Here is a 25,389-nt window from a genome sequence, read left to right as displayed (position 1 = left end):
TAATATGATTAAGCGCAAATCGGAGGTTTTATAGTTTAGTTTAAAAATGTCTTAATAACCTGTATTTTGAACCATTGCCGGATTTGAAACCAACACCGATGCGGGGATTGGATACAATACACGGAATGCCTCCACTCCTTTGCCGTCCTTAGCACCGCCTTTCCATGGCCATACATAAGCATCAGAAGTAAATTTGTTATAGCGAATCAGATCCGAACGGCGGAAGCCTTCCCAGTATAACTCACGTCCACGCTCGTCGAGGACAAAATCCAGGTTATATGAACTAATATTTCCACTCGTATTACCAAATGCCCTTGTGCGCAGCTGGTTTAAATAATTTAAAGCTGTAGCCTCAGAGCCTTCTGAAGCACCCCGTTTAACAGCCTCAGCATAGATCAAATACATTTCGGCCAATCGGAACAGCGGAAAATCAGTGGAAGTATATTGTCCATTAGGCGACGGAGGTGTTTGATTGCTTGAAGTAATATTACTGAACTTGCCAACTGCCAAACCATCGGTGTAGGTCAATAGATCATTCATTTCAATGTTATTTCCAAAGAACATTGCCCGCTTATCTGTAGCACCTGAATAATCAGGGAATAGCAACGGTAAATTCTTGGTGCTTCTTATACCCGACCAGCCTCCGCTCGGAATACCGAAAGACGGAGGATTCATTGCTCCGCTAACAGCGGCGTTGATCAGATAAGTGGTACCACCCCAGTTTTGAGAGTTTACCCCATCGTAAGCAATAGCCAATATTGTTTCCGGGTTGTTTTTGTCATTATCACCCAAAAACAGGTTTTTATAAGCTGAGTTCAATGAATAAGAAGAACCGATCACTTTTTGTGCATAGGTTACTGCATCGTTAAAACGACCTTTACCCGAACCTAAATACACTTCAGCATTTAAATACATGCGCGCCAGTAAAGCCCATGCTGCTGACTGATCGGCCCTGCCATATTCATTTTGTTTTGGCGCCTTTAATAATGGCTCAATTTCCTTTAACTCTGATTCGATATATGCGAACAAGTCGGCTCTTTTAATTTGCGGAGGTGTGAATTTACCGATCGGGTCATTCTCCGTTACAAACGAAGGATTACCAAACAGATCCATCAATACCCAATATTGGAAAGCTCTCAGAAAGCGTGCTTCAGCGCGGTAATGACGTATTTCATCAGCATCGGCACCTCTAATGTTTCTGCTGGCCAGTTTTTCATCTGTTGATTCCCTGATAAACTCATTACAAACGGTGATCTGGTATAAACTGCGACTGTACAAGCCCAGCAACATTACGTTACCAGAGGTCCAGTTCATCACATGAAAATCCTGCACTCCCGGATCATTCCATACAATGGCAGCCTCTTCTGTACTCAACTCCTGTGCATTCCAAAACATGCGGGTAAAATCAGAAGTTCCCTGATCAATACCTTTTACGTCTCCCGAAGTTGCATCAGGGCCCTCACTACCAGTTACTGCATAGCTACCATATACCTTAGCCAAAACCTGTTTATACCCTTGTGGGGTTGCATAGGCACTGCTGGCGGTATTTGCATTGGTAGGCGTTAAATTTAAATCGTTTGAACACGAGCTAAGGCCAATTAAGCCGATGCATAGTAAGCCCGTTATTTTTTTATATGTACTCTTCATGGTTTAGCTGATTAAAAATCAAGGTTTACACCTAATACAAATGTTCTCGGACGTGGATAAAAATTATTATCAATTCCACTGAATATTTCAGGATCCTGACCTGTGTATTTGGTAACTACAAATACATTTTGGCAGTTAGCATTAATTCGAAGGCTTGTGTTTTTATCGCTTCCAAAAACATGACCCGCATTATAGCTCAAGCCCAAATTATCCATACGTAAGAAGGATGCATTTTGCAGGTAATAGTCTGATTGGTACTGATTATTTACAAAGCCTGATTTAAAGATCTCGCTGGTACTGTTTCCTAAATAACCTGCCGGATTTAAAATATTGTTTTTCACCCCAATACCTGCTGCCAGGTTGTTATACATGTAATTGCCAATATTCGATCTAAGAGTAGTGCTTATTGCCCATTTTTTATAGGTAAACTGTGTGTTAAACCCAAGTAACACTTTCGGATTTGATGATTTATAACGATACAGATCGTCTTGGTTAACTACCCCGTCACCGTTCAAATCTTCATACAAGCCTTCAACCGGTTTACCGTTCTGATCATAAACCTGCTTGTACACATAAAATGCATTAGTTGGATAGCCAACGCTGTTAATCTGAATCTTATTCCCAGTACCGCCGGTAATAGCTCCGGTTGGTGCCCCCGCATAAACAGGGTTGTCTATGGCGGTAAGGTTGGTGATCTTATTATTGTTGTAAGTAATGTTAAAGCCTAAATCCCAATTAGTAGTTTTAGTTCTTATTGCCGCAGCGTTAATACTAAACTCAATACCTTTATTCTCCACGTTACCCACATTCGTCACTATTTCGTTGGTAAAGTTCGATCCAGGTGCAATTGGAATATTGTTCAATAAGTCTTTGGTTTTCTTGAAATAAACATCAACAGCACCGGTAATGCGATTGTCTGCAAAGCCGTAATCAAAACCGGCATTATAGGTATCGGTTTGCTCCCACTTAATACTCGAATCATAGGCGTTAGGCGATGACATTTGATAAAAAGTGTTACCAAACTGATAGGCTGCTGCCGCAACGCTATATGAATAAACAGGCAAATAAGAATAGTAAGGAATTCCATCCTGTTGTCCGGTACTACCGTAGCTTAGGCGCAATTTCAAATCAGAGATTGATCTGGATGATTTAAGGAAGTTTTCCTCGTTAATGCGCCATGTAAACGCTAGTGAAGGGAAAAGACCCCATCTGTTTTCAGGCGCGTATTTACTCGAACCATCAGTACGTAATGATCCAGCCAAGGTATATTTCGAATCATACGAATAGATAAAGCGGCCGTAATATGATATTAAACGAGCTTGAGGTTTATCAAACGGAAATGCCGGCTGAGAACCACTAACAATATCACCATTCGCCTTGTGGCTTGCATAGAAATACTTGGTGGTTAAGAAATCATAATAACCATAACCAGCCGTTGCATTGATCGTACTTTTAATTGACTTCAGATCTTTAGCATAATTCAGGTAGAACTCACCAACTTTATTATTCACTTTCTGCTGGTACTGATTATCCAAACCGCCCACTGCATAACTTTGGGCAGCTTCTGCCGGAACATACACTGTACCCTCCCCTTTTGAAATGTCATATCCCAAATTTAAGTTAGCTCTTAAACCCGGCACAAAATGAACCTGATAATCCAACTGCAGGTTGCCATAGCTCCGCTGCACATTACTATTATCATTTTTCATCTGAACCAAACTAACAGGATTACGTGATGCGTTCGGATTTAAGACTGTTACACTATTGGCTGTGGTTGTCCACTCAAAATAATTACCATATTGGTTTGTAGCAGTAACCGATTGTGTAGGATCGAACGAAGCTGCTGCACCGATAGCCGCTTGGTTGGCAAATCGGGTATTACTTACCGCTCCTTTTAAGTTCAAATCAACTTTCAGGTGTTTATCAAAAAACGTTGGGTTAAGGTTTAATGAAAGAGTTGAGCGGTTTAACTTATCGGTTACCAACACACCCTTTTGAGTTAAATATCCTCCAGAAACACGATAAGGCATCGTTTTCCAGGTTCCTGAAACACTTAAATTATTATCAGAACCTAATGCGGTTTGATACACCTGATCTTGCCAATTGGTGGATGAAGCACCCAACAAGGCCTTTTGTGCATCGTTACCATTGGCATTAACATAGTCTGCTAGCTCTTTCGAACTTAGCACATCCAATGTTTTACCAACAGTATATGCAGAAATTTGAGTACTAAAATTGAATTTAGGTTTTCCGTCTTCCCCCTTTTTAGTGGTAATTAAGATAACCCCATTTGATGCTCTCGATCCGTAGATCGCAGTTGCTGCGGCATCCTTTAAAACAGTGAATGTTGCAATATCATTTGGGTTGATAAGGTTCAATGGATTAGCCGCCCCGGCAATTACATCATTGCTTAATGCAACACCATCAATTACAATTAAAGGATCATTACTAGCCGATAATGACGCGCCTCCCCTGACACGAATTACACTGCCCGAACCTGGTGACCCACCATTGGAAACCACATTTACACCGGCAATTTTACCAGCGATAAGCTGCTCAGGAGTAGTAATGCTTCCCTTTTGAAAATCCTTTGCATTTACTGTAGTTATGGCTCCCGTATGATCTTTTTTCTGTTGTGATCCGTAACCAATAACCACAACTTCTGTTAAGGCTGTTGCCTCCGATTGCAAGGTGAAATTGGCAACAAAATCTCCCGTAAGCTTAATGGTTCTTTGCAACTCCTTAAAGCCAATAAATTTAACTTGCAGAGTGATGGTACCGTTTGGAACTCCTGTTAGTTTATAGTTACCGTCAACATCTGAATTTGTTCCGGCACTACTCCCCATAATACCGATATAGGCACCTGGCAAAGGTTGCCCACTTTCATCAGTTAACTTACCGGTGATGTTACTTTTGTTTTGAGCACTTGCGATCAAAACAGAAAACATACAAACCAGAAGCAACAGATACTTCATCTTGTAAAGTTTTTTCATGTAATTCAGTTTTATAAATAAATTGGTTGTTTCTGCAGAATGGCTTGTCAGTTGAATGAGCGAAAGCACTTAAATCCACATTGCAACATTAAGGAATAACGATTCGACCGTGTTGTTCAAATCAACTTTTATTTGGTACTGATTGTCATTTATAGCTAATTAAATCGTTTATTTGAGCCTATCATCACATATTTGATTTCATTTAGCATAATTTATTTGCATGATTAAAAGGTTAAGAAAGAAAACAAATAATTCGTTGTTCCATCGTTTGAACAATCTTTTTGTTTTGTGTGTGCTGCTGATAAGTTCAAATCAACTAAAAGCTCAGGCCGACTTAAAATTCAACCATATTAACCATGAGCAAGGATTAACGAACAGTACCGTTGAGGCGATTGTACAAGACGGAGATGGATTTATTTGGATAGGTACCCGTGATGGTTTAAATCGATACGATGGCTATAGTATAAAAACCTACCGATACGAGTCTAACAAGTCTGGATCTTTAAGCGATAATTATATCAAATGTTTATACGTTGATAAAAATAAAACCCTCTGGGTTGGCACAACCAACGGTCTGAATCAATACAATAGTTTAACAAATACCTTTACTGTATTTCAACACGATCCCAAAGATCCTTCAAGCATCGGGGGGAGTTATATAACCTGCATGCAGGAAGATAAAAACGGATCGCTTTGGATCGGCACCAATGATGGTGGAATCAGTATTTACCGGTCTAACACCAACAATTTTCATCATCTCAATAATCAGAAAAATAAAAAAGGTAGTCTGAACAGTAATTCCATCAACGCTATTTGCAAAGACGAATCAGGCAATATGTGGGTGGCTACCGATGCCGGATTAAACCTATACCATCAATCAACCAACAGCTTTACCCAGGTTTTAACCAATAACGTTGTTCATATAAAGTTTATTCAAAATGCACCAGAAAAGCAACTTTGGTTAGGTACTGAAGATAAGGGTCTGTTCCTTTTCAACCCTAAAACACTGGCTATTCAACAATTTGAGCACAACGATCGTTTAAAGAATAGCTTGGGCAGTAACATGATTAAAAGCTTGCTGGCCACTAAGAATGGAACCTTATGGGTAGGCACTATCAACGGTGGACTTAATTTGTTGATTGGTAAAAACAAGGGTTTCAAAAACTTCACCAATGAAACTGGCAACAGCAATAGCCTTTCGCAACGAACTGTATCAGCGCTTTTTGAAGATAAACAAGGCAATCTTTGGATCGGTACTCATCGCGGTGGACTAAATGTTTATTGTCCGCAAGCTCAAAAATTCAACCTTTATCGACAAGAAACCAACCCTTTTAGCCTGAGCTACAACAATGTAAAAGCTTTTTGTGAAGACCATCAGGGCAACATTTGGATAGGAACTGATGGTGGCGGACTTAACCGATTTGATCGATCAACTAACCGTTTTCAGCATTTCAGATACAATCCTTTTTCAGAGAATTCATTAGGTGCCGATGCCGTACTAGACATTACAGAAGACAGCAAAAACCGGCTGTGGATAGGTACCTGGGGAGGCGGACTAAGCCTGATGAATACTCAATCCAACAGCTTTAAGCGATTCAAGCACTCATCTGCAAATGCCAATTCGATAAGTTCGGATTATGTACAAAAGATCTACGAAGACCGTAATGGCCAATTATGGGTGGCCACCTATTTTGGCGGTCTAAATAAATTCAATCCCGAAACCCAGCAATTCACCCGTTTTGGCTTTCAAACAGCTCCTACTACCAGATTAAGCGGCAATAACGTTGTTGCCATAAACGAAGACAATGATGGAAATTTATGGGTAGGAACCGATGATGGCGGTTTGAATCGCATTGATGCAACCTCGAACACCATTAAACACTATTTTAATACTGCCACAAAGAAACCTGATATACGCGTATTGTTCAACGACCGCGACAACAACCTATGGGTTGGTCAGGCAGGGCTATTTAAATATGACAAAAAAAACGATCGGTTTGCGATTTATACCACTAAGGGGGGCCTTGACCATGAGTTTATTAAAGCAATAAGACAAGACAATGAAGGGTATTTATGGATATCGACCAATAACGGACTCTTAAAATTCAACCCCAGCAATCTCGATCTCAAAAAATTCAATACGAGCGATGGTCTTCAGGACCTCGAATTTGAAGTCAATGCGGCATTAAAAGCAAAAAACGGAGACCTTTTCTTTGGAGGAGTGAACGGTTTCAATGTTTTCAATCCCAAAACTATTCAAAGCAATCACTTTAAACCACCTGTTTACATAACTGATTTTCAAATATTTAACCAACCAATTACGGTAAATGATGAACAATCGGTTTTGAAGAAAGACATTGCCCAAACCGATCGAATTGTTTTAAACTATAAACAATCAAGCCTTTCGTTTGGCTTTGCAGCGCTTAACTATGTGGCCACCGACAACAATCAGTATGCTTATGTATTGGATGGCTTTGAAAAAAACTGGCATTATGTAAGCGCGGATCGTAAGGCTACTTATACCAATTTAAGCCCCGGAACATATACTTTCAGAGTAAAAGCAGCTAATAATGATGGTTTATGGAACCCATCTGAACGGGCAATTACTATTGTTATTAACCCTCCATTTTGGCTCACTTGGTGGTTCAAGCTTATTATTGCCTGCGGAATAATTGCTGCTGTCTATGCCTATAACCGTCAAAAAAGGATTCAGAACCACAAAAAGCTGGAGCAGAAAAAGAAAGAAGAAATTCATCAAATGCAGCTGCAGTTTTTCACCAATATTTCGCACGAATTCAGAACTCCGTTGACGCTGATCTTAGGGCCACTCGAAAAACTGATGAACGCGGAGTCTGACTCCTTTACAGCTCATGCCCATCAAACCATTTATCGTAATGCCAAGCGATTAATGAATCTTATTAATGAGCTGATGGATTTTAGAAAAGCAGAAACAGGCGCTCTCAGCCTAAAAGTAATGCCTGGCAATATGAATATCTTGCTCGAAGAGATCACTTCTGAATTTGAAAGCTGGGCACAGCAAAAGCAATTAACCTTTAAATTGATCAATACTCCTTATGCTGATGACATTTATTTCGACAGGCAAATTTTGGAGAAAATACTGCTCAATCTGATCAACAACGCATTTAAGTACACTCCAGAAGGAGGCGAAGTCACAGTGCAGCTCTTTTTCTCACATGAAGAAATTTCTCCAAAGTTTAAAAACGAATTAAGCATAAAGAATGATTTTAAGGCTGAGAACTACTTTTATATAATGGTTTCCGATACCGGTATTGGTATCTCTGAAGAGTCACTTACTCATTTGTTTCAGCGCTATTTCCGAATTACGTCTTCTCACCTTGGTTCAGGCATTGGCCTGGCCTTTGTCAAAACACTCACACTTATGCACAAGGGTGAATTATTCGTTTACAGCGAGCGCCAGAAAGGAACAGAGATCATTATTGCCTTACCATTGGGGTCCGAAAACTTTCAGCAAGAGGAGCTCTGGCTTGGAAACCCCGATCATATAAATATCGAAAGCCTCGACAACGAGTATATATATTCTGATTATGCATCGGAAGAGCCACTGCCATCCTCCATCCATGCCGAAAAGAAACCGACTGCTTTAAACAAAAAGCTGTTGATCGTTGATGATAATCCTGAACTGCGTACGTTCCTTTCGGAAAGCCTTAAAGATGAATATGAAATCACAACGGCTATAAACGGCTTGGATGCATTAGCATATCTCGAACAACAACTTCCCGACCTGATCATTAGTGATGTGATGATGCCCGAAATGAATGGCATTTTGTTTTGTAAACATGTTAAAGACAATGAGCGCACACAGCACATTCCATTGATCTTACTTACGGCAAAAACCGGGTTGGATGCACGCATTGAAGGAACTGAATCGGGTGCCGACTTCTATTTCTCAAAGCCGGTTAGCATTAACCTGTTATCGCTCACTTTACGCAATATTGTTGCTCAAACCGAAAAACTGAAACAACGACACATTCGTAGTCATCAATCCGAATTAAAGGAATTATCAATAAACTCGAATGATAAAGAATTCCTGGACCAACTTATTGAGGTAATTGAAACACAATTGATTAACACGGAGCTTGATGTTGATTTTTTATGCAAAGAACTGAACATGAGCCGGACCAAACTTTACGAATTATTAAAACGAATAACCGGGCAATCAATCGTTGAATTTATACGGACCATAAGGCTTAAGAGAGCTGCCGAAATAATGATCAATGAAGAAGTGAGCATGGCTGAAGTGATGTATCGTGTTGGAATTCAAACGCAATCGTATTTCACTAAAGCCTTTAAAAAAGAGTTTGGAAAAACGCCCAGTCAGTTTTTGCAAGACATTACGGCACATAAACCCGCCTAAACTTTTATAATATCAAACCCATTTTACTCTTTCGAAACGAAAGATGGATTATTTGACAAAAGTCGTCTGCTATGGTCTACTGTTATAATGTCTATCAAATCTTCAGAAACAATTCGATAAATAATTCGGTAATTACCTTGAATAATTTCTCTGATTGCTTGATCATTCAATTCAGGAACAATTCGACCGACTTTGGCTGGATCTCAAGAATTTTAACTGCATCAAAAAATCGCTGAACCTGGACCTCTGCATATCGCTGAGAATCTAGCGCAATAAAATCAGCAATATGTTCAATATTTTGAATTGACTGGAGTGTCCAGTTTACTTTAACCATTTTTTAAGTTTTTCTTTGGCCTGATCGGTGGTTAAAGTTTGTTGAGAATTAGACTGTTCCATGCCAACTTCAATTTTTTGAAGCAGTAGGATTCTGTCCAACAAATCGTCAAATGAGAACGTTTCCGGTAAGTCCTTAATGGTCTGTAATAATTGATCTTTTGTTAGCATAGTCTATGAATTACTCAAATATAACAATTTGCACTTACAACGAATATGAATAGCTATCCCTATGCCCCTATCACACTCCACTAAGAGTTTGGGTAAATATTCTACACTATTTTATGCCATTTCGATTGGCGTACTCGCAGCAGCGAGCATTGCCTGATGGAAAGGTATTGGGTCTTTCCTGTTTGCATGGGTATTCCATATCTCACATCGTAAAACCGCAAAGAACGACGGAATTGAGTATTATTTTTCTCCTTCTAATTTCAAAGGGGAATCTGAACCATTACCCACATTGGTAATTTGTGTTATAAAAACTTTCTCCTTTTTAAAGGCAATTGTATAAGTATAATTAAAAGGAGTTTCATAAGCATAGGTTTTAATTTCCAAGGTATCTGGTGCTGTCCATGCATAAGATGACTCCATTGGGAGGTTGTCTCCTTTTGCGAAAGTCTTATACCCCAATGAAAGGGTAGAGGATTTGTCACCTTTGAAAATAGTAAGAGATGGTGTTTTTGATTTTAGGTTAAACCTGATACTTGTAATGAGCTCTCGATTTGGAGCCATAGTATATGTCTTCTCAGAAACAGATTTGCTGATTGGTGAACTGGCTTCGCCTTTTGCTACTGAGAGGGATAGTCTACACAATTTTGCCTGCAATGCATTTTGAGCCTCTTTGTCCTCCGGCAAACTCGATTCTTTCAAAGCGGGTAATAAATGATCCCAAACAAGATTCATAATGGCACCCATATCTTTAGTACCCGAAGTTATAGCAAGCACAGCATCTTGCTCTGGGAAAACAATACAATACTGACCAAAAGCACCATCACCACGGTACAAATTATGACGACAACGCCAAAACTGATAACCGTAGCCTTGATCCCAATCACTATTAGGGTTACTGCCGTTAGAAGCTTGGAATGAAGTAGCTTCGACAACCCATGCTGCAGAAATAAGTTGTTTACCATTCCACATTCCTTTTTGTAAATAGAGCTGCCCAAAATTGGCAATGTCTTGGGTGCGTACTTTTAAACCCCAACCACCAATATCAACTCCTTCCGGTGATTTTTCCCAGGTTGGATGCTCAATCCCAAGCGGCTCAAAAAGACGCGGGGTTAAATATTCAAGCAAGCTTTTTCCAGAAACTTTTTGAATAATGGCTGATAGCATGAACGTACCTGCACTGTTATAAACAAAGTGAGTTCCCGGTTTAAATTCTACCGGTTGTGATAAAAATCCACGAACCCAGCTCAGTGTATCTTTTTGCATACTACCTGTTGCGTCTTCTTTATGGCCTGTACTCATCTTCAACAAATCGCGTATGCGCATTTCCTTTAAATTTTTTGAAGGATCTTTTGGTGTTTCATTAGGAAAAAATGAAATAACGGGATCATTTATACTTAATAATCCTTCGGCTTGTGCCATGCCTATAGCTGTAGAAGTAAAACTTTTACTTAATGAAAATAGCATGTGGGGACTTTCCGGATTGTACGGATTCCACCAGCCTTGCGCAGCCACTTTACCATGACGAACCAACATAAAGCTATGCAGCTCGTTTGGCCGCTGTTTCTCTGCAGCTTCAACAAAATTCAAAATGGCTTTCGATGAAATACCCAGCGATTCAGGTGTTGCTGATGTAAGATTTTGAGCGTAACTCGATGCGGAAATGAGGTGTAAAAAGAGCAGAATAAAAAATCGTTTCATGTAGATCGTTAGGGTTGTTTTACGAAACTACAAATATTCTCAATTGTTAGGAGAATTTTAATTAACAGACGCTAACCAATATTTCGTGTGTTGCAAAGTCGCCCGTTTTGGACCAACCTTTGCCATTTCTATTTCGAATAAACATTTTTATTGTACAACTCCATCCATTTGCTTGGATCAGCAATATCAGTCCAGCCGAATTGACGATAAAGTCCATGTGCATCGCCTGTAAGCAATATCCATCTTCTTAAACCTTGCAAATTTGGATGATTCATTATGGTTTCCATTAACCATTTCGACAATCGTTTTCCCCGGTATTCTTCTAAAATGTATACATCGCCCAAGTATGCGATAGTTGAAAAATCAGAAATAACCCTCGCTAACCCAATTTGTTTATTACCCTCATAAACACCAAAACACAACGAATTTTCAATAGCAAGTTGCACCCTGTCTTTGGGAATGTTCAGACACCAATAGGCTTTGGTAGATAAAAATTCATGAATGGAATCGATGTCTAATTTTTGTTTATCTGTAGAAATAGTAAATCCGTTGTTATAGATAGTTAATTCGGTCATGGATCAGGTTATTTTTCACAAACTTCTTTCAACTTATCGAGTGCTTTCGGATAGGTCTGGTTCATATAATCCAAAAAATCTTCAGCGGTATCTAGGTCAACAGTAACGGTTGTAGCTCCATTGATTTCTTCGAAGGTATAGTTTTCAAATCCGTTTGCCCATTTTTCCACTTCTGGTCCTTCTGTAATTTCCTTGTCAGCTTTAAAAAGACCATAATGTTGAATCGAAACAAAACGGTTGGGAATGTTTTCAGTTATCTTGGAAACCATACCTCCCTTTTCTCCATTCTCATCTACTCCAATAAATAGAATTTTACTTCCCTTGTCCCAGCTTCCTTCATAAGTCGATGTCGGGTTAAATAAAGAAGTCCATTGCTCATAAGTTGATTTACTGTTTATGCCAAGCATAAAATCATAGATCTTGCTTACAGGTGCATTGATGCTTACTTTGAATTGTAACTTTTTCATAATATTAATAGTTGTTTAAATTATCCCGATAGGTATCGGGATCGAACTTTGTTCATAATTGTAAAAAGAGTTCATTTATTTTCAATGTAGACAAATATTCATACTCGACTAAATTAATTATTTCACTCCAGCTTCATATAGAATTATCAAGTCGCCTTTTCTAACAAAAAAGGGACTACCCTTTCGAGCAGCCCCTACAACCAATTTAATCAACCAATTACTCTGGGAGAGCAATTGAGGTTCTTTCGTTTAGCAATTATTTTAAACTAAACTGTGCTTCTTTTACATTTCTTGAGTTAGCACCAACAAAAACTTTAAACTCTCCCGGCTCTGAAACATATTGCAGGTTGGCATTATAAAACCGTAAATCTTGTTCAGTGATAGTAAACTCAACGGTTTTACTCTCCCCTTTTTTCAAACTTATTTGTTGAAATCCTTTTAATTTCTTTGAAACCGGAGCAATGGATGCTACCAAATCCTGGACGTAAAGCTGAACGGTTTCTACCCCATCATAATTGCCAGTATTCTTTACATCCACCTTCACTTTTATCGACTCCCCTTTTTTGATGCTTGCTTTATCAATTTTCACATCGCCATAACTGAACGTGGTATAACTCAATCCATAACCAAAAGGATAAAGCGGTGAATTATCAGGTAGATCTAAATATTTAGAGGTGAATCGATTGTTATTGTCATATGGACGGCCGGTGATCTTATGATTGTAATAAATAGGAATTTGGCCCACATTGCGAGGGAATGTTGCTGTGAGCCTACCCGAAGGGTTATAATCGCCAAACAATACATCGGCAATGGCATTACCCGCCTCATGCCCCCCAAACCAAACATCCAAAATGGCATTTACGTTTTCGTTTTCCCAACCTAATGTTAACGGCCGGCCATTGAATAAAACCAGCACTACAGGTTTGCCTGTTTTCACCAATGCGGCTAATAGATCCCGCTGACTTTCAGGTATATCAATGGCAGTTCTGCTGGCGGCTTCACCGCTCATATCCGCGGCTTCACCAACGGCTGCCACAATTACATCGGCCTGTTTAGCAATCGACAATGCCTCGTCGAGCATTTGTTGAGGCGAGCGTTTATCGATCTCAATTTCAACCCCGAAAGTATTTACCCGATGAGCAAACCCAGTATCGTTACTAATATTAGCACCTTTGGCATACAACACCTTGGCCTTATTACCTGTTGCATTCTTTAAACCTTCCAGTACAGAAACAGAAGTTTGCCAGTCGCCAGAAACAGCCCATGTACCCAGCATATTTCGTTTACTATCAGCCAAAGGACCAATCAGCGCAATAGCTCCTGACTTTTTAAGAGGTAGCACCTGATCCTTATTTTTTAATAGTACAAATGATTTAGTGGCAGCTTCACGGGCAAAGTTTCTTAAAGCCGGATTTAACACTTCTTTTGCTGACCGTTGTTCGTCAATAAACTTAAAAGGATTTGTAAAGAGGCCCAATTTATATTTAGCCTCCAAAATACGCCGGCACGAAAGGTCAATATCAGCAACAGAAACCTTACCTTCAGTAACCGATTTTTTCAAAGTGGTAAGAAAGCCCTCTCCCACCATATCCATATCCATTCCAGCTTTTACCGCCAACGCCGATACTTCCTGTAAATTACCCATGCCATGCGGGATCATTTCGTTAACCGAAGTATAATCAGAAGTTACCATGCCCTTAAAGCCCCATTGCTTGCGCAGCACATCTGTCAAAAGCCATTTGTTACCAGTTGCAGGCACACCATCTACCTCATTAAACGATGACATTACTGATCCTACTCCTGCTTCAACCGCAGCTTTATAAGGAGGAAAATAGAACTCATACATCTTCTGATGACTCATATCAACCGCATTATAATCGCGGCCTGCTTCGGCAGCTCCATATAAAGCAAAATGCTTCACACAAGCCATTAACTTATCATTACCTGCATAAGTATTGTCTCCCTGATACCCTCGAACCATCGCTTTGGCAATTAATGCACCCAAATATGGATCTTCTCCTGAACTTTCAGCAATACGTCCCCAGCGTGGATCGCGGGCAATATCAACCATAGGAGAAAACACCCAGTTCAAACCATCTGCAGATGCTTCATTTCCAGCCAATTGTGCACTCTTTTCAATAAGATCAAGGTTCCAGGAAGCCGACAAACCTAAAGGAATAGGGAAAGTGGTTTTATATCCGTGGATAACATCTGAGCCAAACAGCATCGGAATTTTTAACCGCGATTTATTCACCGCCAGTTCCTGTGCTTTACGAATCTTCTCGGTACCAATAATGCCAAACATACCTCCCACATTGCCCTTAACAATGTTTTCTTCCACACCCTGGCTCACCACTGCTCCGGTTAAAATTCCACCACCCGGTGTCACAAGGTTTAGCTGACCTATTTTTTCTTCCAATGTCATTTTCGACATAAGACTAGTTATAAAAGCATCCATGCTTTTGGATTTATCAGCTGATTGTTTTTGCTGAGCATTGGCTAATAAACAGCCTAAGCTCAGCCCAATCAATAAACCAATCGTTTTTTTCATATATCGATAGTCGTTAATAAATAAATCAATCATTAACCTATTGTACGATTTGTACTAGTTATCAATAAAAGTCCGCCTGAGCGAAGTCGAATGCTTGCTAAAACCGCTTCGACTCCGCTCCCCGTGACAATTATGAAGATCAATCGCCAACACATAACTCCTATTTAACCTCCATTACTGCCGTTCGCGATGAAACGCCATTTTCATTGATCGCTTCAATACAGAAATAATAGGGTATTTCTTTATCCATCCCCTTGAAATAATACTCATTAGCATTGTGCACCATAATGCAGTTGTATAATTTGTCAGGGGCAGTTCCAACGTAAACATTGTAGGCATACGCATTATCAACCAGTTGCCATTTCAGCCAGGCGCTACGTTTATCTTTTTCGGTTCGCAGGACAATAAAACCTTTGACCGGATTTGGCTTAGCACCATTTCCATTGCCAAATACGCGCAAACCACTGATAGCAAACTTGCCCGTTGGCATATGTATATTTTCTAGTTTGAGAAACCTGGTTTGAACCGGCTTTTCCAGTTCTACATAATCATGAGGAACATCCGTTTTGTTGGTGCTCTTATCTACCAAAACACTCCAGCTTTTTCCATCTTTCGATTGATAGATTTTATATTGATGATAAGAGCCCTGCTTTTTGCCTAGGAATGAAGAATCAACATCCTGATCACCATAGTTTATTTGAATAGCTTTGACAGTTGAGACCTCGCCCAAATCTGTTTGAATCCATTCTCCTTTATTGGCAGTTTTGGCGCTCCAATAAGTCTTCAAATTTTCATCAACCGCATAATTGGCCGAATAACTACCCAATGTTGAAGAAACTGTTACCGGCTTATTGCAATTCAGCAACATCCAGCCTGTAAAGCTGCTTTTAAGGTGATCCGCTTTTCCTGTTGGCAAATAAGTTGGATAATCGCCGAAAGCGACATCCATGTACATCATATCATCCTTATCAAAACCTGCGGGCCAAATGCCTATGCGCCGCTCGAAATTATTTTTAACAGAAAGCACTATAGTTGAAACATGCCAGTAATTATCCCAGGCATCCTGAAAAGTTGCTCCATGACCAGCTCCTCTGGCAAAACCACCGGGCTTATAGCTAAACGGCATTGATTGAGGCGTAAAAGGGCCTAGCGGACCAGTTCCCACCACTACACCATCAGCATAACCGCTAAACTCGGTACCCGGAGCACCGTACTGCAGGTAGTATTTGCCATTATATTTGGTCATCCATGAACCTTCAATGAATGGATCTAAAAAAGTATCATCCAAATATTCTCCGAAACGCTGCCAACCATAACGCCAGGGTTCGAGCAAATACGTTTCTTTACGCGTTCCAATAGGTTGAAATGTTTTACGATTGAGTTCTATACCATACATAGGGTAACGATTACTGCTTCCATTGTACATGTACAGCTTTTGATCATCATCAACAAAGAAATCGGGGTCCCATCCTCCAATCTCGAAATTATGCACCGCTTCCTTCCATTCATTTGCCTTGGGATTTGTACTCATCCATATTGGAAAATTTGAGGAGTAAGTTGATCCGAAAACCAGCAACGTATCTCCCTGTACCCAAACAGCAGGTGCGCATAAATCATCATATACTTTATGCTCGGGACGAAGGAATGATTTAGAAATAAAATTCCAATGAAGCATATCGTTGCTCCACCAATAGCCCCACTGATTGGTTGAAAACAAATAATAATCGCCTTTGTACCGTACTATTACCGGATCAGCGGTTGCCCTATGCCGGCCGGCTTCTGAAAAGTTAGGTATAGGTGTATAGCCGTAATCAATGTTCAATGGATTACAATAGGTTTTTTGCTTTTGCTGAGCCAGAGAAACACCCGTTGTTTGTAACAACAAAAACAGTAAAAAGCATGTTTTTATACGGTTCATAGTTCTAGCTTTCAGTTGGTTGTTTTTAATGCAGGACTTTCGAAGCCCAGTTTTTTAAGGCCTCGTTGCACTTCGGGACAGCTCATAAACAGTTTCCAAAGCAAACCGGTACGGTAATTCTCAATCATCACTACTATTGGGCCCTCATCTATTGCCAGATAGGACTTGGCATACCAGTTTTCGGTTTCATTAAACGAATCGACAAAGCCGTAGTCACCCCAAATTTTATCTCCTAAATCATAATAAAAATGCTTTAGTGCTTTCATAGAATATTCGGGAGTATAAGGAAACGATGACAAAGCCCCTGTAGGTGTAATTACGCCCAGATCTTCGGTTGGCGATTGAGCACCATATCCTAAATGATTATCGCTGGCGGTTAAGCCCCAACAGTTTTCACCATAGCCTTTAAATTTCTTCGGATTGGCAATACAGTAAGCCCGATTAATTAGTGTATGATTCTTATTCTGCTCCCAGTAATCAGCGTATTGATCTTTTAAACCACGAGGATCGAGGCCAAGAAACGAGTAGTGTGCAAAAAATAAGGGACCACCATAGTCGAAACCTAAAGGAAGCTTAATATTATAGAAGGTTTTACCGTTCTTAAAAAAATTACTTTGAGCAAAGCCCCGATGATAAACCGCCGCCGAAACCGGATAGCGATCGGCCGAAGCTGCCAAAACATAGGTAATGAGTGTTTCGTTGTATCCACGCAGCGGAAAGTTCATCGCCCAATCATTGTTAGGGCTCCAGTGCCAATAGAGCACTTCTTCGCCTCCACGGGTAAACCAATCCCACTCTATTTCACTCCAAAGCCAGTTAATTCGGTTTCTTAGCTCCGACTCAATTGGGTTATTACCATTAAAATATTGACGAACACAAAGTAAGCCCTGGAATAGAAAAGAAGACTCCACTAAATCTGCTCCGTCGTCTTTACGGCCGAAAGGAATAACCTTGCCCGTTTCGCCATTCATCCAATGCGGAAAAACACCATGAAATGAATTAGCCTTTGCTAAAAACTTCACCATTTTCAGCATATGTTGTGCAGCGGTATCGCGAGTAATCCATCCTCTTTCAGTAGCTACAATGAGAGCCATTACACCAAAACCGGTCCCTCCCGTAGTTACCACTTCGGCTCCGTAATCAAACGAAGTATTACTCCGCTCGCGAGCCATGCCGCTTACCGGATGGGCAAAATCCCAAAAATATTTAAAGGTTTGTTGCTGTACTTTATCCAACAGCTGATCGTCGGTTAGCTGTGTGCTTTTCGATTGGCTCTTTTGAGCGTAGGCTGTTGAAAAAGAGAACAGGATCAATAATATGAGTAGCTTTTTCAAAGGACATTTACAGTTTAGGGCTTTGAAAGCCGAGGTTAACTAAACCGGTTTTCACTTCCGGACAACTCATTAACAGATTCCAGATCAGCTTACTTCGATAGTTTTCGATCATTACGATCATTGGCCCTTGATCAATAGCCAAATAAGAATTTGAAAACCATGCCTGCTTTAAACTGAACGAATCGTAAAACCCATAGTTACCCCATAGCTTATCTCCGAGTTTATAATAAAAAAAGTGTAAGGCAGCCATTGACTCGGTTGGCGTATAGGGTAAAGAAGAAACTGCAGCCGTTGGAGCAATTACACCAACATCATTCGTTGGTGAACTTGCAGTATACCCATTAGGAATATCACTTGCCGTTAGTCCCCAGCACGATGAGCCATAACCATAATTATTCAGCGGGTTCGTCACACAATACTGATAATTGATTTTAGTATGGTTCACCACCTGGGTTTGATAATCAGCGTAAGCATCTTTTAATCCATTCGGATCTAAACCCAAAAACGAATAGTGTGCAAAAAAGAGGGGGCCTCCATAGGCTGGACCAAGAGGCAAAGGAATTTGATAATATGAAGTGCCATTTTTCATGGAACCATTACTGGCCCACCCTTCATCATAAGCTACCTTTGGAACTGAATAAGTTGGAGACGAAGCCGCTAAAACGTAGGTGATCAAACATTCATTCCAGCCTTTTATCTTCATATTCATATCCCAACCATAATTGGGGCTCCAGTGCCAATACAATACATTCTCATTGTTCTTTCTGAACCAGCTCCATTCGACACCGTTCCAAAGCACATTTATCTTATTGCGCAAAGCCGTCTCCTCAACACTATTGCCGTCAAAATATTGCCGAGCTACCAGCAAACCCTGCATTAACAAAGAGGTTTCCACCAAATCGGCACCATCATCTTTATTACTAAAAGGGATTACAGAACCGGTATTACCATTCATCCAATGTGGGAATGCCCCATGAAACTTTTGCCCACTCGTCGTTAAAAAATCAACCATTTTGGTTAATCGGGTTAACGCTTCCTGCCTTGATATAAAATTTCGCTGAACACCTACTACAATAGACATCGCACCGAAACCAGAACCTCCAATAGTTACTAAATCACCGGATGTGTTACGTTCGCGGGCCAAACCGCTTGTAGGATGGGCAAAGTCCCAGAAATACTTGAACGTTTGCTTTTGAACAAGGGTTAATAGCTCATCATCTGTAATTGCAGGAAACTTATCATTGCTATCGTATGCTGTTAACAACTCAACCACTACCGGGGTTAAAAGTTTACCCTGATCTTCGGCAGTAAGGTTTTTAGTTGCTGCAACAGCATATTTTGTCAGATAACTTAAGTTCATGCTTGGCTGAATGGAAAGTATGCTGTTCGAATTTTCAAAAGCAATAGTGTACGGCACATCATTACCTGCTGCATCTTTAAATAAAATTCCTTGTGTGGCCGTATTCTGAGCAATCGGCTTTGAAAACGAAAGTTTTACTATTGGTCTGGTATTTACACCCATATAACTAAACCCGTTATTAACGCCGTTAACTGTTAGTCCGGTAAAATTGAATGATGAAGGAGGTGGTTGAGGAGGATTACTCTCGTCGCCATTGCCACAAGAGTAACCCACAATCAACACAATTAGAAACAACAAAATGAGCTTTTGCTTCATCATTTACTTCGGCTGATCTTAACGCCCTAATGACTCCAGTTTATAAATGGAGTTGATATCCGATTCAGCCAGGGCCTTATTGTAAATCCTGAATTCATCAAGCGCCCCCGAATAGTTGGTGGCCCAATCCTGAGGCGAGCCACCTTCATTCAAACTCGGGCTGGTTTGGAATTGGAAGGCACCAAAAGCAATTTTAGAAGCATTGACAAATTTGAGTAGTCCGTACGGAATATCATGAGTGGCAGGATCATCACCATGTAATTTAGGCCCTTTGGTCCCCTGTGGATTACCGGCAGTATTTACGCCTATCTGTTTCCCGTTAATGTACACATTGTAAATAGACTTATCTCCATCGTATGTAGCTGCAATATGCACCCATTTATTTACCGCTGCACCAAATTTAGTATCGGTGAACTGGCCCTTCCATACCACATTATCATTATTCATGTGAATCTTAAAGAAAAGGCTATCCACATTAGGCACACCTTTGGGTGCATAGGGTTCGAGGTAAATATCAAGGTTACCCCAAAAATCTTTGCTATTGTTTAAAGTAAAAATCCCTGTTGCTTTTGAGGCCTGCGCTGTATAGGCCCAAAATGAGATAGTATAACTTGTTAAAGCCGGAAGTACTGATCCAGCATTGTTAATTACTGCGTAACCATTTGCTGCACCTTGGAATCCTTGTCCTTTTTTACCTGAGGTATAGGTAACATTTGTAGGAGCTGCTTGCAGACTTCCGGCACTGTCAGTTAAACTATTTTCAAAGGCCCAATAACCTACCAAACTCTCAGGAGCTATTTCGCGCACACTGTTATAGCCTCCAATTGGCTTTTCAGGTTTATAATCGGTACTATCGTCATTACATGCACTTAAAATGAAAACCCCTGCAATCAAGTATAAGGCCTGTTTTACTATATGTCTTTTCATAAAATTCGATTTGAATGATTAATTATAACCAACGTTTTGGGTTAAAGTACCTGCACTTTTATCGATCTCATTCTGCGGAATTGGCATCACCTCATTTTTTCCAGCTTTAAAACCTTTTGAGCCTAATACAGCAACTCCTCGTCCCTGCCGAACCACATCAAAGAAACGATCGAATTCCATGGCTAATTCTACCTGGCGTTCATGATAGATTGCCGTTCGTAACTGATCCTGATTCGTAGTTGTCACATCAGGCAGAATATTAGGATTTCCGCCCCGTGCACGCAACCTAACTCTATTCAATGATTGTAATGCCTGTGCTGTATTCCCTAACTCATTGGCAGCCTCTGCATTCATCAATAAAACCTCTGCAAATCGAATAACCCTGATATTCTGATCTTCGCCTTCGTTTTGTTTAAAAGGTACTGTAAACGGAACGTAAGACTTTTGATTGTATCGAGGATTATCGCCGGTTGGCGCAACAGCATCACCTTCAGGAGTGGTTTCTCCCCTGAAAATTATCGTGGCATCTCTGCGAGGATCGTTAGCTTCAAACGCATTTACCAATGCTTCGGTAGGAACGTTAAATCCCCACCCTCCGCCGCTTTGAGCACGCACTCCTTGAACTTGCGAGTACTGGCTGTTCGACGCGCCCTGAATATTTGGTAAACTTTGGCATTGGATTTCGAATACCGATTCCGGATTATTTTCATTAGCTATTCTGAACAATTGCTCGAAATTGGGGAAAAGTGAATACCCTAATGCCATTACCTGATTGGTATAGTTCAGCACATCATTCCATTTCTTTTGGTACATGGCCACTTTTGCATGTAATGCCAGAGCCGCTCCTTTTGTTGCACGGCCTACATCAGTAGATGGATAACTTGTTGGCAATACCGCAGCCGCATCTGTCAGATCTTGTTCAATTGCTGCCCAAACCTGTTCTTTTGGGGTACGAGGTATATTGAATTCTGTAGAACTTTTTGGCAATGTTAATCGTAAAGGCACATCTCCAAAAGCGCGTACCAGCCTGAAATAGTTGTATGCGCGAACAAATTTGGCCTCGGCAATGTAACGGGTCTTTAAATTTTCATCCATCGTAATGGGAGGAATATTTTCGATTACCTGGTTACATAAGTTAATACTTTGATACTGGCCGGTCCAAAAATCCTGGATTTGTCCTTCACTTGCAGTATAAGTAAAATTATCAAAGTTATTAAAAAAGGTGGCATCACCCGGGCTACTGCCTTTTTCAGCCTCATCTGAAGGAACACTCTCTATCGCAATTGCTGCAAAAGCTACCTGGTTCCAAACTCGCAGGTTTGCATAAATAGAATTAACAGCCTTGGTGGCATCATCTTCTGAAACAAAAAAGGTTACTGCAGGCTCTTTTGCCTGTGGAGGAACGTCTAAAAAATTGGAACTGCAACTTTGTAAAACCATACCTGCCGACAAAATGAAGGCTAATACGTTTTTGGTAGTTATGATCGAATTATTTGCGAAGTACATGATCTTAGTTTTTAATGTTAAAATGTAACGTTTAAGCCAAAATTGTAGGTGGCATACAATGGATATGCCCCGCGATCAATACCTGTATTTAAGTTTTTAGGGGTACCTCCCACATCATCTTTGGCTGTTCCCACTTCGGGATTAAAACCTGTATAACTAAAAAATGTAATCGGGTTTTGAGCATTGATATACAACCTCACTTTTTGCATTTTCCACTTTGAGGTTAATTCGGTTGGAAACGTGTAGCCCAATTGAATATTCCTGATTCGGAAGTAGCTACCACTTTCTACATACCAAGAGTTTGGAAGATAATTTTGACCTCCGCCCACATTAGCAGAAGGATATGAATTAGAGGTTCCCTCCCCATGCCAACGGTGATCGTAGAAGTCTTTACTATAGTTTTCAGAACCAAAGCGTACACCTTTGTTGGCATTGTAGATTTCAACACCTGCTACCCCTTGAAAATCCAGAGCCAAATCAAATGCCTTATATGCGAAACTGGTATTTATACCATACATGTATTTAGGATTAGGATTACCGAGCACCTGGCGATCACGCGCATCAATTATCCCATTGCCATCAACATCTCTGTATCTAAAATCACCTGGACTGGCATCTGGCTGGGCCGAGCTTGCTACCTCTGTGTCGGTTTGGAAGACCCCATCTACTATTAGCCCATAGAACTGAGCCAAAGGCTGACCCACCATTGATCGGTTACTCAATTGACCACCGGTAGCGGCATCGCCGCCCGCATAAATAGGATTATTACCAGATTCAACTTTTGTGACCTTATTATTATTAACGCTTAAGTTTCCGTTCACCGAATAAGTAAAACCTGTTGAGTTTCCATCCTTCCATCCTAAACTAAATTCCATACCCCTGTTTCGAATATCGGCTTGGTTACCAATTACCTGAGAAGAGGTGGTTCCTAAGGAGGTTAATACAGGAATAGGAAAAATGGCCCTTGTGGTAGTTCTGTTGTACCAGTCAATTTCAGCCGTTAATCGATTGTCGAGAAAGGCTCCTTCCAAAGCAATATCGGTTCCTTCGCCACGCTCCCATAGAAGTGTAGGAGGAACGATGGAGGTAACATTTGCTCCGGTATAAGGCAAGCCACCAAAAACAGCTGTGAACTCTGGCTTTTGATCAACTGTTAAGGTTGAAATATCAGACTGTATTGAAGAATTACCTACAACACCCCAACTTCCACGAAATTTTAAATCGTTAACCCATGTAACATCTTTCATAAAGTCCTCATGGCTAATTACCCATCCAACTCCAATCGAAGGAAAATATCCCCAACGATTATCACTAGGATACTTTGAAGATCCATCGGCCCTGAGGGATGCATTTAGCAGATAAGTATCTTTATAAGCATAGTTAATACGTCCGAAATAAGATTGAGCCGTAGCTAGAGCTCCCCCGTCTTTGATCGTTCGGGTATCATTATCGCCTAAAGCCAAGTATAAATCACCGGAAGTGTTGTTGGGCACGTTTCGAGCTGATCCTTCGACATTATAGTTCTTATAACGTTGTGCAGAAATACCCCCCAAAACCGTAAATCGATGCTGATCGAGTGTTTTTTCATATGTTAGGGTATTCTCCCAAACCCAGTTTTGATTCTCATCCTGATTAATGGTCAACAAGCTGATTTGATTATACTGGGTATGTATAGGAGTGTTGGTTTCCGCATTAAAATTATAAACCGGATTATAAGTTCTGCGATCAACATCACTATACTCTCCACCAAAATTGCTTTTGAAAGTAAGGCCCTTTGTTAGATAAATCTCTGCATATGCACTTCCTGTTATTCTTCTGCCCTTTGATTGTTGCGTAAATACATCCAACTGAAGAGCAGGATTATTAGGAACATTTCCTACCGGATAGTCAGCAGGGTCGCCCCAGGTTCCATCGGCATAGTAAACTGGAACTACTGGTGCTGCGGTTACTGCCTTGTAGATGATATCATTTGGAACATCTGTAGATTTATGACTTTCGAGGATGGCATTGTAACCTACTTTTAGCCATTTGGTTGCTAATAAGTCATTCTGCAAACGACCTGTAATACGGCTGTACTGATTCTTTTCAACATTCCCCCCCTGACTAAAATAGCCAACTGAATAGTTATAAGTGGTTTTCTCAGAACCTCCGCTAAACGTTAAATATTGGTTGGTAGTAAATGAAGTTCGGGTAACTTGCTCCATCCAATCGGTACCATTGCCATAAGCATTGACATTTGGAAAAGTTGTCGCATTGTTTAACTCATTAATTAATGTTGCATACTGAGATGCATTGGCCATTTTAATGGTGTTATTAATCGTTTGCAAACCCACATATCCGTTGTAAAATATGCGGGTATCACCTTTACCTTTTTTAGTGGTAATAAGTACCACCCCATTGGCAGCACGGATACCATAAATCGCTTCACTAGAGGCATCTTTCAAGATGTTCATAGATTCTATATCGTTGGGATTTAAAAAGCCGATATCATTGTACCAGGCACCATCCACAACGTATAATGGGTTAGCATCTCCGTAAGCTGTTCCCAAACCACGAATACGAATCTGTGGTGAAGTTCCGGCAACGCCTGAATTGGTTATTTGCACACCAGCAACCTTACCTTGCAAGGCGCTCACCGCATTAGGTACCGATTGTTTGGAAATCTCAGCCCCTTTTACCTGTGCTACTGAACCGGTAACATCCAGTTTCTTTTGAACACCGTAACCAACCACTACCACTTGTTCCAGCGCAGTACTTGTTTCCACAAGCTGTACGTTTAAGGTGGTGGCAGTGCTTACCACAATTTCTTTTGATTCGAATCCCAGGTAGGTAAAAACAAGTGTATTTCCGGTATTAACCTGAAGAGAGAAGTTTCCCTCAGGATCAGTTTGGGTTCCTTTTGTTGTTCCTTTAACAGCAACACTAACAGCGGGCAATCCAATACCTTTTGCATCAGTTACTTTACCACGCAACGTAAAGGCATTTTGGGCAAATGCACTTGCTGCGAAAAGAATACATAGGAATACCCCATAGAGGCAGTGGGTAAATAATCTTTTCATAATAGATTAAATCAGTTGTTAATTAAAATCAGTTGATAGATTGATTGCTATACTAATTTGAGAGAAGATTCGCATGAAACATAATAAAGTACTTCTACATTAATACGTCATCAAAAAACAAAAACAGCCTCTATAGTAT

At 40.4% G+C, this 25,389-nt stretch carries 14 protein-coding genes and 1 pseudogene; 1 reads left to right on the top strand and 14 read right to left on the bottom strand.

Translation table 11 applies throughout. From position 1 onward, the window contains the following. Positions 1–51: 51 nt before the first annotated feature. Complete coding sequence (locus tag NF867_RS15450) at positions 52–1,647, bottom strand: RagB/SusD family nutrient uptake outer membrane protein (protein WP_252589283.1); 1,596 nt, start codon at positions 1,645–1,647, stop codon at positions 52–54. 11 nt (positions 1,648–1,658) lie between these two features. Continuing rightward, positions 1,659–4,640: a SusC/RagA family TonB-linked outer membrane protein gene (locus tag NF867_RS15445; RefSeq protein WP_252589282.1), complete on the bottom strand. Its 2,982-nt coding sequence runs from the start codon at positions 4,638–4,640 to the stop codon at positions 1,659–1,661. 220 nt (positions 4,641–4,860) lie between these two features. On the opposite strand from NF867_RS15445, the gene NF867_RS15440 reads away from it, so the two are divergent. Continuing rightward, complete coding sequence (locus NF867_RS15440; protein WP_252589281.1) at positions 4,861–9,036, top strand: hybrid sensor histidine kinase/response regulator transcription factor; 4,176 nt, start codon at positions 4,861–4,863, stop codon at positions 9,034–9,036. A 23-nt stretch (positions 9,037–9,059) separates the two neighbouring features. Here the strand turns inward: NF867_RS15440 and NF867_RS18515 are convergent. From NF867_RS18515 to NF867_RS15385, 12 genes and pseudogenes are all read right to left on the bottom strand, one after another. After that, positions 9,060–9,221 (bottom strand): annotated as a pseudogene (locus NF867_RS18515) (type II toxin-antitoxin system RelE/ParE family toxin); the annotation flags it as partial. A 136-nt stretch (positions 9,222–9,357) separates the two neighbouring features. Next, positions 9,358–9,540 carry a hypothetical protein gene (locus NF867_RS15435; RefSeq protein WP_252589280.1) on the bottom strand — a complete coding sequence of 61 codons (183 nt, stop codon included), beginning with the start codon at positions 9,538–9,540 and terminating at the stop codon, positions 9,358–9,360. Positions 9,541–9,780: 240 nt separating this feature from the next. Further along, positions 9,781–11,238, bottom strand: a complete 1,458-nt coding sequence (locus NF867_RS15430) for a serine hydrolase domain-containing protein (protein ID WP_252589279.1) — start codon at positions 11,236–11,238, stop codon at positions 9,781–9,783. A 128-nt stretch (positions 11,239–11,366) separates the two neighbouring features. Further along, positions 11,367–11,813, bottom strand: coding sequence for a GNAT family N-acetyltransferase (locus NF867_RS15425; RefSeq protein ID WP_252589278.1), 447 nt, complete (start codon positions 11,811–11,813; stop codon positions 11,367–11,369). Between the two features lie 8 nt (positions 11,814–11,821). Beyond that, the gene (locus NF867_RS15420; protein ID WP_252589277.1) at positions 11,822–12,280 is read right to left on the bottom strand and encodes an SRPBCC family protein; all 459 of its coding nucleotides are present in this window, start codon (positions 12,278–12,280) and stop codon (positions 11,822–11,824) included. 256 nt (positions 12,281–12,536) lie between these two features. Next, entirely contained in the window at positions 12,537–14,831 is a 2,295-nt protein-coding gene (gene bglX, locus NF867_RS15415) for a beta-glucosidase BglX (RefSeq protein WP_252589276.1), read from the bottom strand. Between the two features lie 160 nt (positions 14,832–14,991). Then, positions 14,992–16,749: a family 43 glycosylhydrolase gene (locus NF867_RS15410; protein ID WP_252589275.1), complete on the bottom strand. Its 1,758-nt coding sequence runs from the start codon at positions 16,747–16,749 to the stop codon at positions 14,992–14,994. Between the two features lie 11 nt (positions 16,750–16,760). After that, positions 16,761–18,083: a glucoamylase family protein gene (locus NF867_RS15405; protein WP_252589274.1), complete on the bottom strand. Its 1,323-nt coding sequence runs from the start codon at positions 18,081–18,083 to the stop codon at positions 16,761–16,763. A 7-nt stretch (positions 18,084–18,090) separates the two neighbouring features. Then, on the bottom strand, positions 18,091–19,761 hold the full coding sequence (locus NF867_RS15400; RefSeq protein WP_252589273.1) for a glucoamylase family protein: 1,671 nt from the start codon (positions 19,759–19,761) through the stop codon (positions 18,091–18,093). A gap of 15 nt (positions 19,762–19,776) precedes the next feature. Next, complete coding sequence (locus NF867_RS15395) at positions 19,777–20,685, bottom strand: LamG domain-containing protein (RefSeq protein WP_252589272.1); 909 nt, start codon at positions 20,683–20,685, stop codon at positions 19,777–19,779. A gap of 18 nt (positions 20,686–20,703) precedes the next feature. Then, positions 20,704–22,191, bottom strand: coding sequence for a RagB/SusD family nutrient uptake outer membrane protein (locus NF867_RS15390; RefSeq protein ID WP_252589271.1), 1,488 nt, complete (start codon positions 22,189–22,191; stop codon positions 20,704–20,706). Positions 22,192–22,208: 17 nt separating this feature from the next. Then, positions 22,209–25,250 carry a SusC/RagA family TonB-linked outer membrane protein gene (locus tag NF867_RS15385; RefSeq protein WP_252589270.1) on the bottom strand — a complete coding sequence of 1,014 codons (3,042 nt, stop codon included), beginning with the start codon at positions 25,248–25,250 and terminating at the stop codon, positions 22,209–22,211. Positions 25,251–25,389: the final 139 nt, after the last annotated feature.

This window comes from Solitalea agri (genome assembly GCF_023914155.1).
In the GTDB taxonomy this organism is placed as follows: domain Bacteria; phylum Bacteroidota; class Bacteroidia; order Sphingobacteriales; family Sphingobacteriaceae; genus Solitalea; species Solitalea agri.
Note: the sequence above shows the minus strand (reverse complement) of the source record. Positions and strands in the feature narration are given on the sequence as shown.